This window comes from Sphingopyxis sp. TUF1, assembly GCF_036687315.1.
Classification (GTDB): Bacteria; Pseudomonadota; Alphaproteobacteria; order Sphingomonadales; family Sphingomonadaceae; genus Sphingopyxis; species Sphingopyxis kveilinensis.
In genome coordinates this window covers 528,739-541,679 of sequence record NZ_CP144683.1, presented here as the reverse complement: position 1 = coordinate 541,679, position 12,941 = coordinate 528,739, and the positions used below count along the sequence as shown (strand labels likewise).

The 12,941-nt window shown below is 65.1% G+C and carries 14 protein-coding genes and 1 tRNA gene; 9 read left to right on the top strand and 6 right to left on the bottom strand.

Going from position 1 to position 12,941, the window contains the following annotated elements; all coding sequences use genetic code 11:
- Positions 1-13: 13 nt before the first annotated feature.
- The 3 genes from VSX77_RS02585 to VSX77_RS02575 all read left to right on the top strand — a co-directional run bounded on the left by VSX77_RS02585 (position 14) and on the right by VSX77_RS02575 (position 2,751).
- On the top strand, positions 14-637 hold the full coding sequence (locus VSX77_RS02585; protein WP_338426107.1) for a cation transporter: 624 nt from the start codon (positions 14-16) through the stop codon (positions 635-637).
- 329 nt (positions 638-966) lie between these two features.
- Complete coding sequence (locus VSX77_RS02580; protein WP_338426106.1) at positions 967-2,274, top strand: dicarboxylate/amino acid:cation symporter; 1,308 nt, start codon at positions 967-969, stop codon at positions 2,272-2,274.
- A gap of 51 nt (positions 2,275-2,325) precedes the next feature.
- Entirely contained in the window at positions 2,326-2,751 is a 426-nt protein-coding gene (locus tag VSX77_RS02575) for a VOC family protein (RefSeq protein ID WP_338426105.1), read from the top strand.
- Positions 2,752-3,162: 411 nt separating this feature from the next.
- Here the strand turns inward: VSX77_RS02575 and VSX77_RS02570 are convergent, their stop codons facing one another.
- From VSX77_RS02570 to VSX77_RS02560, 3 genes are all read right to left on the bottom strand, one after another.
- Entirely contained in the window at positions 3,163-3,717 is a 555-nt protein-coding gene (locus tag VSX77_RS02570) for a fasciclin domain-containing protein (RefSeq protein ID WP_338426104.1), read from the bottom strand.
- 95 nt (positions 3,718-3,812) lie between these two features.
- Entirely contained in the window at positions 3,813-5,186 is a 1,374-nt protein-coding gene (locus VSX77_RS02565; RefSeq protein WP_338426103.1) for a cryptochrome/photolyase family protein, read from the bottom strand.
- Positions 5,183-6,142, bottom strand: a complete 960-nt coding sequence (locus tag VSX77_RS02560) for an NAD(P)/FAD-dependent oxidoreductase (protein WP_338426102.1) — start codon at positions 6,140-6,142, stop codon at positions 5,183-5,185. The genes VSX77_RS02565 and VSX77_RS02560 overlap by 4 nt, the downstream gene beginning before the upstream one ends.
- Before the next feature lie 189 nt (positions 6,143-6,331).
- Between VSX77_RS02560 and VSX77_RS02555 the strand changes: the two genes are divergently transcribed.
- The gene (locus VSX77_RS02555; protein ID WP_338426101.1) at positions 6,332-6,919 is read left to right on the top strand and encodes a PAS domain-containing protein; all 588 of its coding nucleotides are present in this window, start codon (positions 6,332-6,334) and stop codon (positions 6,917-6,919) included.
- 46 nt (positions 6,920-6,965) lie between these two features.
- Here the strand turns inward: VSX77_RS02555 and VSX77_RS02550 are convergent, their stop codons facing one another.
- The 3 genes from VSX77_RS02550 to VSX77_RS02540 form a co-directional block, all read right to left on the bottom strand.
- The gene (locus VSX77_RS02550) at positions 6,966-8,891 is read right to left on the bottom strand and encodes a TonB-dependent receptor domain-containing protein (protein WP_338426100.1); all 1,926 of its coding nucleotides are present in this window, start codon (positions 8,889-8,891) and stop codon (positions 6,966-6,968) included.
- Positions 8,892-8,973: 82 nt separating this feature from the next.
- Positions 8,974-9,049 (bottom strand) — tRNA-Thr (locus VSX77_RS02545).
- Positions 9,050-9,091: 42 nt separating this feature from the next.
- Positions 9,092-9,964, bottom strand: coding sequence for a hypothetical protein (locus tag VSX77_RS02540; RefSeq protein WP_338426099.1), 873 nt, complete (start codon positions 9,962-9,964; stop codon positions 9,092-9,094).
- A 62-nt stretch (positions 9,965-10,026) separates the two neighbouring features.
- Here VSX77_RS02540 and VSX77_RS02535 point away from each other — a divergent pair, with 62 nt between their 5' ends.
- The 5 genes from VSX77_RS02535 to VSX77_RS02515 all read left to right on the top strand — a co-directional run bounded on the left by VSX77_RS02535 (position 10,027) and on the right by VSX77_RS02515 (position 12,852).
- Entirely contained in the window at positions 10,027-10,599 is a 573-nt protein-coding gene (locus VSX77_RS02535; protein ID WP_338427196.1) for a NifU family protein, read from the top strand.
- A gap of 25 nt (positions 10,600-10,624) precedes the next feature.
- Complete coding sequence (locus VSX77_RS02530; RefSeq protein WP_338426098.1) at positions 10,625-11,218, top strand: malonic semialdehyde reductase; 594 nt, start codon at positions 10,625-10,627, stop codon at positions 11,216-11,218.
- On the top strand, positions 11,211-11,837 hold the full coding sequence (gene tsaB, locus VSX77_RS02525; protein WP_338426097.1) for a tRNA (adenosine(37)-N6)-threonylcarbamoyltransferase complex dimerization subunit type 1 TsaB: 627 nt from the start codon (positions 11,211-11,213) through the stop codon (positions 11,835-11,837). The genes VSX77_RS02530 and tsaB overlap by 8 nt, the downstream gene beginning before the upstream one ends.
- A complete protein-coding gene (locus tag VSX77_RS02520) occupies positions 11,834-12,310 on the top strand; it encodes a GNAT family N-acetyltransferase (protein WP_338426096.1) in 477 nt (158 codons plus the stop codon). The genes tsaB and VSX77_RS02520 overlap by 4 nt, the downstream gene beginning before the upstream one ends.
- A gap of 107 nt (positions 12,311-12,417) precedes the next feature.
- On the top strand, positions 12,418-12,852 hold the full coding sequence (locus VSX77_RS02515; RefSeq protein ID WP_338426095.1) for a MucR family transcriptional regulator: 435 nt from the start codon (positions 12,418-12,420) through the stop codon (positions 12,850-12,852).
- Positions 12,853-12,941: the final 89 nt, after the last annotated feature.

Here is a 12,941-nt window from a genome sequence, read left to right as displayed (position 1 = left end):
AGGAGCCCGGACGATGGCTGATCATTGCTGCGGCAGCAAAAGCGGGACGACGGCGCTGAGCGATCCGCGCTGGCGCCGCATCTTGTGGATCGCGCTGGTCATCAACGCCGCGATGTTCGGGGTCGAGATCGTTGCGGGCGTCGCTGCGGATTCCCGTGCGCTTCAGGCCGATGCGCTCGATTTTCTGGGCGACAGCGCCAATTACGCGATCAGCCTGGGCGTGGCCGGCATGGCGCTCGCGTGGCGCGCGCGGGCCGCCTTATTCAAGGCAGTGACGATGCTGGCGTTCGGCCTGTGGGTGTTCGGCTCGGCGCTCTGGGGGTTTGTTACGGGCACCGCGCCGCACGCCGAGACGATGGGGATCATCGGCGCGCTGGCGCTGGTGGCCAATGTCGTCGTGGCGCTGATGCTCTATCGCTATCGCACGGGCGACGCGAACATGCGATCGGTCTGGATCTGCTCGCGCAACGATGCGATCGGCAATCTGGCGGTGATGGCGGCGGCGCTCGGCGTGTTCGGCACCGGGCAAAGCTGGCCTGACCTTGCCGTCGCCGCGATCATGGCCGCGCTTGCAATCTGGGGCAGCATCGAGGTGTTCCGCCAGGCACGCGGCGAGCTTGCCGTATCGACGACCTGACGCGACGACCGGGCCATAACCCTGGTCTATGCGGCGCGTAAATGTTGCCGCTTTGCGTGAGGCTCCCATGCGATAATCATATGTCCCGACCGTGGGCGTAACAATCGGCGCCGCGCGGGAAATCGATGGGCGCAGATGAGCAGAGGTTCGCCCTGGCAAAGAGAGTGGCGTGTCCGTAGCAGGTGGTTGCAGTGAGCGCGGGGGCCGTCGCGGCCGCTCTCACGATGGGCTGGCCAACGGGCGTCCTGCCGTCGAAAAGGCGCGCGGACCGGCGTGCTTGCCGGGCGGCTGCTGCGTTATCAGCGTCAAGCGAACTGGAGTTGTCCTGAATGACCGATACGAGCCTGCCGACCACTGTCCCCGAACCGCGTCCCGGCCCGCTGCGCCGTGCGCTGCGGTTTTGGTTTGGCATTGCCCTGTGGAAACGCATCCTCGGCGCGCTCGTCGTCGGGGCGGCGGTCGGCATGGCGTGGGGCGAAGGGGCAACGACGATCGGCTGGATTGGCGAGCTGTTCGTGCGGCTGATCCGGATGCTCGTCATCCCGCTCGTTTTCCTGACCATTGCATCGGGGGTGGCGGCGCTCGCCGATCCGAAGCGGCTCGGCAGCATCGGGGTCAAGACTCTGGCGATGTATGTCTTCACCACCGCGCTTGCGGTGACAACCGGTCTGATCGTCGCGACGCTGATCGCGCCGGGCGAAGGCGCGAGTTTTGCGGGAGCAATACCCAAGGCGGTCGCTGAGCCTCAGGATCCCGCGCGCATGTTTATCGAAATCATCCCCGACAACCCGATCGGCGCGATGGCGAGCGGCGCAACGCTGTCGGTCATCTTTTTCGCGATCCTTGTCGGCGCCGGGGTGATCGCGGCGGGGAAGGACGGCGAACCTGTCCAGCGCCTGCTCGCCAGCGGCTCCGAGGTGATGCTGCGCATCGTGGGTTTCGTGATGGAAACCGCGCCGCTCGGCGTCTTTGCGTTGATCGCGGTGGTGATGGGAACCAGCGGCCCGTCGAGCTTCCTGGCGGTACTCAAGCTCGCGGTCTGCGTGCTCACCGGGTCGATCATCGTCACGCTCGTCATCCATGGCGGAATCGTCGTACGCCTGCTTGCCTGGTTGCCGCCCTTGCCCTTTTTCCGGGGGATCGCCGACGCGATCATGGTCGGTTTTTCGACCTCCTCGTCGAGCGCAACCCTGCCTGTCGCGATCCGCGTTGCCGAGCGCAACCTCGGCGTTTCGCCGCCCGTTGCATCGACCGTGCTGCCGCTGGGCGCGACGATCGGCATGGACGGCGCGGCCATGTATGTCGCGATGCTGACCCTGTTTGCGGCGCAGGCGTTTGGCGTGCAGCTGACGCTGGCCGACTATCTGGTGATTGCCGGGACGACGACGATCGTCGCAATGGGTGTCGCGCCGGTGCCGTCGGGGTCGCTCTTCGTGCTCGCCGCGGTGCTCCACGCGATCGGCATTACGCCCGAACAGACCGCCATCGTCGTCGGCTTCATCCTGCCGTTCGACCGCATTCTCGACATGATCCGCACCGTTCCCAACGTCACCTCCGACCTGTCGATCGCCACTGCGGTCGCGCGGTGGGAGGGGGAGATGGATGTCGGCGTCTATCGTGCGCCCAACGACGAATGAGCTTATGGCCAGCGATCATCCGCTCGACGACGCAATTCCAGGAGTGACGCCATGACCGGACTTCCGCCCTTTCACATCGCTTTTCCTGTCCACGATCTCGACGCCGCGCGCCATTTTTATGGACAGGTGATGGGCTGCGCCGAAGGGCGGAGCGACACCGACTGGATCGACTTCAACCTTTATGGTCACCAGATCGTCGCGCATTGTGTCGGCGCAAGGCGTGATGCGGTCGCGGGGCATAATCCGGTCGACGGTCATTCGGTGCCCGTTCCACATTTCGGCGTCGTCCTGCCGCCCGCCGAATGGCGCGCGCTCGCCGAGCGGCTCCGCGCGGCAGGGGTTGAGTTTGTAATCGAACCCTATACACGCTTTGCGGGCGAGCCCGGTGAGCAATCGACGATGTTCTTTTACGATCCGTCGGGCAACGCGCTTGAGTTCAAGGCCTTCCGCGACATCGACCAGCTGTTCGCGACATAGAGGGGTGGGGCATGACGAGGGGAAAGTTCTTTAGGGAGGGCGTGGCGGCGCTCGCCCTGCTTTTTGGGGCGGGCCAATGCACGGTCGTTGCGGCGAGCGCCGCGCCGTTCGCGGCTGCTCCCGCTTCGCAGACGATGGCGAGCAAGAGCGTACCTTGAGCGGTAAGGTGGATCGAGCGGCTGCCAGCGGCCGCTTTACTGCCGCTGTTACTGAAGCTGCGCCCAATTAGCTCGTTGTCGAAAGCACGCGTGTATTCGAAGCGGCGTTGACGCTTGACGCCGCCGAGAACCGTTTCTGCCGCTCCGCACGATGCTGCGCATTTGCGGTGCAACGGAAGCGATCCTCGGCGACATCGCCTTTATCGCCTGGGACGAGGCTGTGGACAAAACCCCACCCTGACGATGTGACCCATCAGGCGGGCAGCAGAACGCCGTCGATCACATGGATTACGCCGTTCGACTGGATGACATCGGCGGTGCCGATCTTGGCCTTGCCGCCCTTGGCGTCGGTGACATACCAGGCGCCGTCCTTTTCCCAGACGGTGAGCGTCGCGCCCTGAACGGTGGTCAGCACGGCCTTGCCGCCGTTTGCTTTTGCCTGCGCGGCGATGTCGGCCGCGGTCAGTCGGCCAGGCACGACATGATAGGTGAGCACGCCGGTCAGCGCGGCCTTGCTTTCGGGTTTCAGCAGCGTGTCGACCGTGCCGGCGGGCAGCTTGGCGAAGGCGTCGTTGGTCGGCGCGAACACGGTGAACGGGCCGGGCGAGGCGAGCGTGTCGACCAACCCTGCGGCCTTCACCGCGGCGACCAGCGTCGTGTGGTCCTTTGAATTGGAGGCATTTTCGACGATATTTTTGGTTTCATACATCGCCGCGCCGCCGACCATCGGGTTCTTGGCGAGAGCTGCGCCGCCGCCGGCCGCCATGGTGGCCGCGGCGATCGCGAGCGCGATACGGGAAATAGCCATTTTACATCCTTCCAAATGTCGTACCCCGGGGGATGGGGCAGGATGAAAGCTAGGGCGTGCGGGAGGGGACGACGACCTGTCCTTTGGACGGTATGTCAGCCGCGCGCGGCTTGCCACGCGGCAAGCGCGCGGGCGCGCGCGGCGTCATGACCGATCAGCGGCGCGGGATAACCCTGCACCCCGCTATCCCGCCCATGGCTCGCCGCAATCTCGGCATCGGACAGATGCGCAATCTCGGGCACGTAGGCGCGGACATAATCGGCCATGGCGAAGCGCTCGCATTGCAGCGTCGGCGACATGATCCGCGAAAAGACCGGGGCATCGACGCCCGTGCCCGCGACATATTGCCAGTTCATCGCATTGGAGCCCAGGTCGGCGTCGAGCAACGTGTCCCAGAACCAGCGTTCGCCGTGGCGCCAGTCGATCAGCAGATGCTTGACGAGGAAAGAGGCGGTGACCATCCGCACCCGGTTGTGCATCCATCCCGTCTGCCACAGCTCGCGCATCCCGGCATCGACGACGGGATAGCCCGTGCGGCCGCGCGTCCACGCGGCAAAGTCGCGATCGGCGTCGGCGCCTGTCCGCCAGGCGAAACGGTCGAACAGGTCTCGGCCGTTGCGGTCGGCATAATCGGGCATCTGGTCGACCAGGTTAATCCCATGCTCGCGCCAGCCGAGCTCGGAGCGATAGCTTTCCGCCCCCGCATCGTCGCGCTCGCCGATCGCATGCCACAGGGCGCGCGGCGAGATTTCGCCGAAATGCAGGTGCGGCGACAGGCGCGACGTGCCGCGTTGCGTTGGGTGGTCGCGCCGGTCCTTGTAATCGTCGATGTCGTCCAGCCAATCGCGCACGGTGCTCCACGCGCCCTTTTCGCCCGGCTGCCATTCGCCGAAACCCGTCGCCCAGTTCGGCTGCGTCGGCAGCAAGCCCCATTCGGACAGCACCTCGGATCGCGGCCATTCTGCGGGCGCGGGGATTGCGTCGGGCGCGCCGCCGGGTAACGCAGGCGGCATCCGTTCGAGCAAACGGCGATACCAAGGCGTGAAGACGCGATAGCGGGCGCCCTGCGCGTTCGTGATGCTGTCGGGTGCGGCAAGGTAATTGCCATCATGCAGGATCAGTTCGATACCCGCGGGCAGGCGCTCCTCGCTCTCCTTCCACCACGGTTCGTAAGCGTAGGTTGCGTGGATGCGCCGGCTGCCGGTTTCGCGGGCGAGCCGGGCCAGTTCCTCGTCGGCGGCACCGCGCCGCAGGATCAGCTTGCTGCCGCGTTTGGCGAGGCTGGCGCCGAGCGCGCTCAGGCTGTGATACAGCCACCAGCGCTGCGCCGCGCCCATTTTCCATAATCCCGGCGTTTCATCGTCGAGGATGAAGACCGGTATCACCGCGCCATCAGCGATCGCCGCCAGCAGGGCAGGGTGATGGTGGACCCGCAGGTCCTGGCGCAGCCAAAGCAGCGACGGGGTCATCTATAATCTGCCTTCAAGGCGCGGGCGGCGGCGATTGCCGTACCCAGTGCGGTGCCGCCGCTCCACGCATGTTCGACGAAACCGTGCGACAGCCAGTCGCCGCACGCGCCGAGCGCGATCTCGTCGTTCCACAGATGCCCCAAATCGCTGCCCGAAGGCTGACCGAACATCCAGCGCTGCGCCGCGGCAAAACAGGGTTTGGGAACGGCGTGCCCGATCAGCGCGCCCAGTTCGGACAGAAGCAGGTCGCAGACCGTCGCCTGATCGTCGGCAAGATGGGCCTCGCTCCAGCTCCAGTCGGCCTGGACGACCCAATGTTCGGGCTCGGCGCGTCCCGGACGCGCGTTGCCGCGGACGGCATAGACGATGGGGGCCGGGCCGCGGATGAAATCGGAGCCGGTGCCCAGCGACTGCGGGAACGCGAACATGGCGCTCCAGATAGGACGCGAATGCGCCGCCATCGCCGCGCGTGCCATGCCGAAATCATGGAGCGAGAGCAGCGGCGCCGCCTGCTCGCCCGGAATGGCCACCACGGCGATGTCGAACGGGCCGCAGCGCTCTTTCTCGCGGTGGAGAAACCATTGTCCATCGGCGCGCGACAGCGCGGTGATCGCGGCGCTCAGCTGGACCTCATGGCTGTCCGCCATATTTTTCAAGGGTGCGTTCATCGTCGGGGCGCCGATCCACGCATCCTGCCCCGCGTCGGGCCAGGGGAGTGCGCACCCATCCGCCTGCCACTGCGCGACGCGCTCGCGGAACGCCGCCGATCGCACGGTGAAATGCGTCGCGCCATGGTCGAACGCAATCTCGCCGCGCGGGGTGACGGCGCGGCGCGTCGACATGCGTCCGCCGATACCGCGCGCCTTGTCGAACAGCGTCACCCGGACTCCCGCCGACCGCAGCGCGTCGGCGCAAGCGAGCCCTGCGATACCCGCTCCGATGATAGCGGCGCGCATCAGGCGACGTCCCGGCTCGACTGCCGAGCGATGGAGGAGGGGGGAGAGAAGAGGGTGACCGGGGAACGCTCTGTCGCGCGCGACGTCTTGGATAGGGGCATCGGCACGCTCTGCCCGGCGCTGGCGCCTTGCAACAAGATGTCCCATGGGGCAGGTCCATGACACTGGCAGGATCGGGGTCGAAGCGGAATGACGTTAAAGGCGATGATCGCGACGAGTCCGATCGCGGCAGTAATCAGCAATCCCCACCTGCCCGACAATCCCATCGTCGAATGCAACGACGCCTTTGCCGCGCTCACCGGATACCGTCCGGACGAGATCATCGGCCGCAACTGCCGCTTTCTGACCGGCCCCGGCACCGAAGCCGAATTGAGCGATACGCTGCGCAGTGCCATCCGCGACCGCCGTGCCGCGCTGGTCGAGATATTGAATTACAAAAAGGACGGCACGCCGTTTCGCAACGCGGTGCTGGTCGCACCGCTGTTCGGACCCGATGGCGAGCTCGAATATTTTCTGGGTTCGCAGATGGAGGTCGAGAACGACGATGGCCGCACCGACGCTCGCCGCGAGGCGGCGCGGGCGCGTATCGCTGCACTGTCGCCGCGCCAGCGCGAGGTGCTGCTGTTGATGGCCGAAGGGCTTCTCAACAAACAGATCGCGTGGACGCTCGGCTTGTCGGAACGCACGATCAAGATGCACCGTTCGGCGCTGCTCCGCTCGCTCGGGCTCGAAACGACCGCAGACGCGATCCGGCTGGCGGTCGAGGCGGGATATTAGGCGCCGAAATCTATTGCCACCGGATCGCTGGTCCTGCCGCTGCTGCTCAATAACGGAGTGTGACGAGCAGGCGCGCGCGCCGGGGTTCGTTATAAGCGAGCGCTTCGGAGCCGTTCACGTCCCACGCAAAGCGATTAAAGACGTTCAATATCTGCGCGCGAACGACCGCATCATTTTGTCCGAGTTTGAAACCGAACCGAAAGCCGGCGTTTACCGTCGTCTGTTGCTTTACCTTAAGCTGCGTTCCATCGAGCGAAGCGCGACTTCGCGCCGCGCGGGCGCCGACATGCAGGAGCCCGGCATCGACGCTGAGGCCCTTAACCCCCGGGATGGCGAAGTCGGCATTCAATATCCCGCGGACACGCGGGACGGCGACCGGCCGGAGCGGGCCTGTCGCCTCGTCGTCGGCGCTCGTAAGCTCAGGATCGAGGAGTACGGCGCCCGCCACGATCTGCAAGCCGGGCACGACACGCCCGGCGAGCGAGAATTCCATGCCGCGATGCCGAACGTCGCCGATGAAGCGATAGACATTGTCCCGCGCATCGACGCCGGCATACGGCTTGCGGCTGTCGAAGGCCGCGAGAAACAGGCTGAGATCTTTCCGGATGGACCAGCGCAAGCCGATTTCGGCCTGCTCCACCATGATGGCGCTCAAAATCTCGTTGCGGTTCGTCGCCGAATTCGGCGCGACGCCCGCCTCTTCGAGCCCGCGCGAATAGCTGCCGAAAACCTCGAAATCGGGCGCGATCGCAAAACTGCCGCCGAGATTGTACAGAAACGGGGCTTCGGAAACCTTGTCGGTGCTGGCGGACCCGCTGAAGCGCTTCGAGTAAAATGACTTCAAGAGGCCGGCGTTAATTCGCAGGCGCTTTCCGATCGATCCGCGATAGCCGATCCCCAAGCCAATCTGGGTCACGCCGACACGCTGATCGGCAGCAAGCAGGCCCATATCGGGTTCGGCAATGTCCGCGGGGCGTTCGCCCAGGGACGATGGATCGAGAAGCAGCGATTGCGCGCCGCCGAATCGTGCCGTCGAGCGACGGTAACGGACCGTGGCGTCGAACCGATGCGTCGCGTCGGCGCGCGGCACTTCGAGATAGGAGCGAAGTTCGGAGGACAAGGCTGTCGATCGTTGCTGCGGCACTGCGACAAGATACCCCGTCGCGTTCCCATCATGGTCGCTTTGAAAAAACTGGGCAAACGATCGGGTCGGATCTTCCTGGCCGAACGATAGCGTCGCGCCGATTCCGCTACGCGGCGTCAGTTCATGGTCAAGAAGAAGGCCGCCGGTTCGCCGTTGCCCCTCGTCGAACGCCCACCGCTGACCCAGATACTTGCCCCGCTCGATACGCGGAGGAAGCATGTCGTCGGTGGGAATGACGCGAAATTCTCCGCGCCGCCGATACTGATATTCGCCGGCAAATAACTGTGCTCGCGTTCCGCCGCTCGAAATGCGCGCGATGCCTCCGACAAGCATATCCTCGCCCCCTTTGCCGCCCTGCGCGTTGCGGACGTCAAAATTGCGCGACACGCCGATTGAGTAGCTCGACTGGCCGGAAGGGGCCCCGTAACGCAGGTTGAGTTCGGCGATCGGCTGGCCATAGACGTCATAGGTCAGAGTGACGTGACTTTTCTCACCCGGGAGTGGATCGCGCAGGCGGTAATCGACCACCCCCGACGGGCCGGGCAACAGCGTGCCGATCGTGTTGTACCCGATACGAACGGTGCTGCTGTCGATGAAGAAATTGCTGACGCCGGAGTTCTTCACGAAATACGTGCCGTTCAACCGGTAATTCCCGGCGGCTTCCAGGCTGAAACCCCGGACGGAGCGTTCGTCATAGAGACCGATCGCCTCGTCGCCGCGTTTGTGTCCGAAGGCATCGCCCGCCGATTTTACCGGGTTGGCATCGGCCTGTGCCCACGCGGTGCCGGGTGCGACACACAGGATCATGGCGGCGAAAACTTGGCGCATTTGATTACCCTCCGTTTGGAGGGCGCCGCTTGGCAGGTGAAGCTGGAACGCAATATCCGCTTCTTGCGATCAAATATGGCGGTGGTGCCGGCTACAGGATTCGAACCCGTGGCCCCCTGATTACAAATCAGGTGCTCTACCAACTGAGCTAAGCCGGCGTTGCGCTCCCCCTAAGCATTTTTCGGTCCAATGGAAACATCTCAAATGATGCCAAAGGTCCAGCCTTCGGTTCGGGCGAGCGCGTCCGAGAGCGGGGCGGGGGACCAGCGGTTAGGCTCGTCGGCAATGCGGCGCAGCCACGCGGCGGTGAGCAACGCGTCGGCGGCGTGGTCGCTGACGGGTCCGGCGATGCCGACGGGCGGCGATTCCAGCACAGCGAGGGCGGTGTCGAGCGCGGCTCCGTCGCGAATCTTGCTGCGTCCCGGCGCAAGCCCCGCCGCGCGCGCAGCAAGGCTGCTATAGATTTCGGCGAGCAGTGGGCCGGTCGCCGGGACGGGATCGAGCGGCCACAGCGGGATGCGGCCGCGCAGCCGGTGCAGCAGCCGCATTCCCGAAAGGCTCGCCTTGCCGACCTGTGCCGCGCCGACAAGGTTGAAATTGCTGACGCTGGCCGCCTGCCGCGTCGCGCGCTGATGCTGCTCGACGACGCGCAGCCGCCCCGCGCCGGGCACGAAGAGGTCGCCGACATCGCCGCGGCCGTGGCGGAAATGGCGCCGCGCCTCGGTGTGGCGCAGGAAAGCGCCCGCTTCATAATGGAGATCGGCGGCTGCAAGCCGTTCGACGAGCGACCAGAGCGCGGGCATGTTCGGCGGACTTTCTGCCCATTCGGGAAAATAGCCGTCGCGGTCGGCAAAGGCGAAGGCCGCCGAAAAATCGAAGCCGATCAACATGTCGGCACCGCTTTCTGCGATGTCTTCCAGCCACGCCAATATCTCGGCACGCGACCAGATATGACCGGGGCGCACCAGCGCCGGGGCATCGCGGCCGCTGGCGACGGCGAGTGCGATGCCGCGCTGGCGTTCGCCGCGCGCGCCCGACCAGTCGAGGGCGGCAAAATGAGTAAAGCGGCGCATCGCCGCGATCTAGCGCCCCGATGGCGCTTGCACAAAGGGCGATGGCATCCCACATGCCCCTCATGCTGATCGAAACCGAATCGACGCCCAATCCCGCGACGCTCAAATTCCTGCCCGGTCGGGCGGTGATGGAAGCGGGAACCCGCGATTTTGCCAGCCCTGAAGAGGCCGAGGCGTCGCCGCTCGCGAGCGCGCTCTTTTCGCTGGGCGATGTTACGGGCGTGTTCTTCGGCCGCGATTTCGTGTCCGTCACGATCGGCCCCGGCGCCGAATGGGCCGACGTGAAGCCCGACATCCTCAGCATCGTCATGGATCATTTTCTGGCCGAGGTACCGCTGTTCAACGCGGCGAGCGCCGGTTTTTCGGTGCCCGCGGAGGATGCGGGCTTTGCCGACGATCCGGCCGACGCCGACATCATCGAACAGATCAAGGAACTCATCGAAACGCGCGTGCGCCCCGCGGTCGCCAACGACGGCGGCGACATCGTCTATCGCGGCTTCGACAAGGGTAATGTGTATCTGAAGATGCAGGGCGCGTGCGCCGGATGCCCGTCCTCGACCGCGACGCTGAAAAATGGCATCGAATCGCTCTTGAAACATTATGTGCCCGAGGTAACGGCGGTTTACGCCGTCTGACCGCCCAGTTTCAGGAGACCGACGCATGAGCGAGCCGCTTTCCGACAGCGCTCTTGACCAGCTGTTTCGTACCGCGCGCACCTATAATGGCTATCTCGACAAGCCGGTGTCGGAGGCGCAATTGCACGCGGTCTGGGACTTGATAAAGTTCGGGCCGACGAGCGCGAACAGCCTGCCGGCGCGGATTATCTGGTGCGTGTCGGACGCGGCGAAGGCCAAGCTGGCGGCGCTCGCCATTCCTGGCAACAAGGACAAGATTCTCGCCGCGCCGGTCACCGCGATCATCGGCATGGACCTTGAATTTTACGAATATCTGCCCGAATTTTTCCCGCACACCGATGCGCGTAGCTGGTTTGTCGGCAATGAGGCGCTCGCCGAGACGACGGCTTTTCGCAATTCGAGCCTGCAGGGCGCCTATTTCCTGCTCGCCGCGCGCGCGATCGGACTCGACACGGGGCCGATGTCGGGTTTCGACAATGATGCGGTCGATAAGGCTTTCTTTGCCGATCAGCCCAGGGTGAAGAGCAATTTCATCTCGACGCTCGGCTATGGCGACCCCGCGACGATCTTCGACCGCAGCCCGCGTCCGGGCTTCGAACGCTTCAACCGCCTTGTCTGACGAGCGAACGCTCGTCATCGATTGCGCCAGCGAGGCCTGCTCGGTTGCGCTGGTGGCGAGCGGGCGCCTCATCGATTTTCGCCATGAACTGATCGGCCGCGGCCACGCCGAGCGCCTTGTGCCGCTGATCGCGGAGTTGGTGGGCGGCGGCCGCGCCGATATGATCGCGGTCGGCTGCGGCCCCGGCAGCTTTGCCGGGGTGCGGATCGGCGTCGCGGCGGCGCTCGCGCTCGCGCTCGGCTGGCAGGTGCCCGCAAACGGCTTTTCGACCCTTTCACTTGTCGCCGCCGCGGCTGCCGATGCGATTGCCCAATCGGGCGGCGCGCTTGTCGTGATGGAGGGCGGCCATGGGCAATGGTTCGTTCAGCCCTTTGCTGCCGATCTGTCGCCGCGCGCCGAAGTTCGCTCGCTCCTGCCCGACGCTGCGGCGATGCTGGACGTTGCGCTGGTGGTCGGCAACCGGGCGGAGGCGTTTGTCGCGCGCCGCGGGACGGGCCGGGCGGTGGCGGTCCTGCCCGATGCACGCGCGTTCCTGCGCCTGCCGCGCGCCGCGCTGATCGACCGGCCGAGCCCGATTTATGGCCGTGCGCCCGATGCCAAGCCAATGAGCCGCGCGTGACGGGATCGATCCGCATTGCCACCGCACGGATCGGTGACGTCGCCGCCGCAATGCGTGTAATGGAGGCGGCCTTTGACCCCGTTTATGGCGAGGCGTGGAGCACCGCGCAGCTTCTGACCTTGTTCGCGCTGCCGTCCGCGCGGGTTGCGATTGCCTGGGATGGCGAACGCGCCTGCGGCTTTTCCGCCGCGCGGATGGCCGGCCCCGAAAGCGAGCTGCTGCTCCTCGCGGTCGACCCCGCGGACCGCGGGCGCGGAATCGGCAAGCAATTGATGGACGATTGGCAGACGTGGGCAAGCGAACAGGGCGCCCAAGACTATTTCCTTGAAATGCGGGCCGATAATGACGCGGTTCATCTGTATGAGCGCGCAGGTTTTTCGGAATGCGGACGCCGTGCAGCTTATTATCGCGGGCAGGACGGCGTGATGCGCGATGCGATTACCATGCGTCGAGGTAATGGCAATGCGCGTTGATCGCACATTGCGCGGTTGCATCCAAAGTGGCACTAAATCGACAGGCGAAAGAATAAACGATATTCGCCCTCCCGTTCTTCGGGAAAGCCAAAAACAAGGAAAGTCTCATGTCCGACCCAACCGACACCAATGAAATGCTCGTCACACTGACTGCCGATATTGTTGCTGCGCATGTCAGCAACAACAGCGTCGCCATTTCCGATCTTTCGCTGCTCATCAACAATGTCCACGCGGCGCTCTCGGGCCTCGGCGGCGCACCCGTGATCGAAGAAAAGCCGGTACCGGCGGTTTCGATCCGCGCGTCGGTGAAGCCCGACTATATCGTCTGCCTCGAAGACGGGAAAAAGCTGAAGATGCTCCGCCGTCACCTGATGACGCATTATGGCATGACCCCCGACGACTATCGCACGAAATGGGGCCTCCCCGCCGACTATCCGATGGTCGCCCCCAACTACGCCGAAAAGCGCCGCGCGCTGGCGAAGGAAATCGGCCTTGGGACCAAGGGGCGTGGCGGCGGGCGTCGCCGCAAGACGAAGGGATAAGGCCTGACACATTATCGCCCCGCGGGGCAGGGAAGGGCGGCATCGTAGGGGTGCCGCCCTTGTTCTATCCGCGGCGCGTGCCTATACAC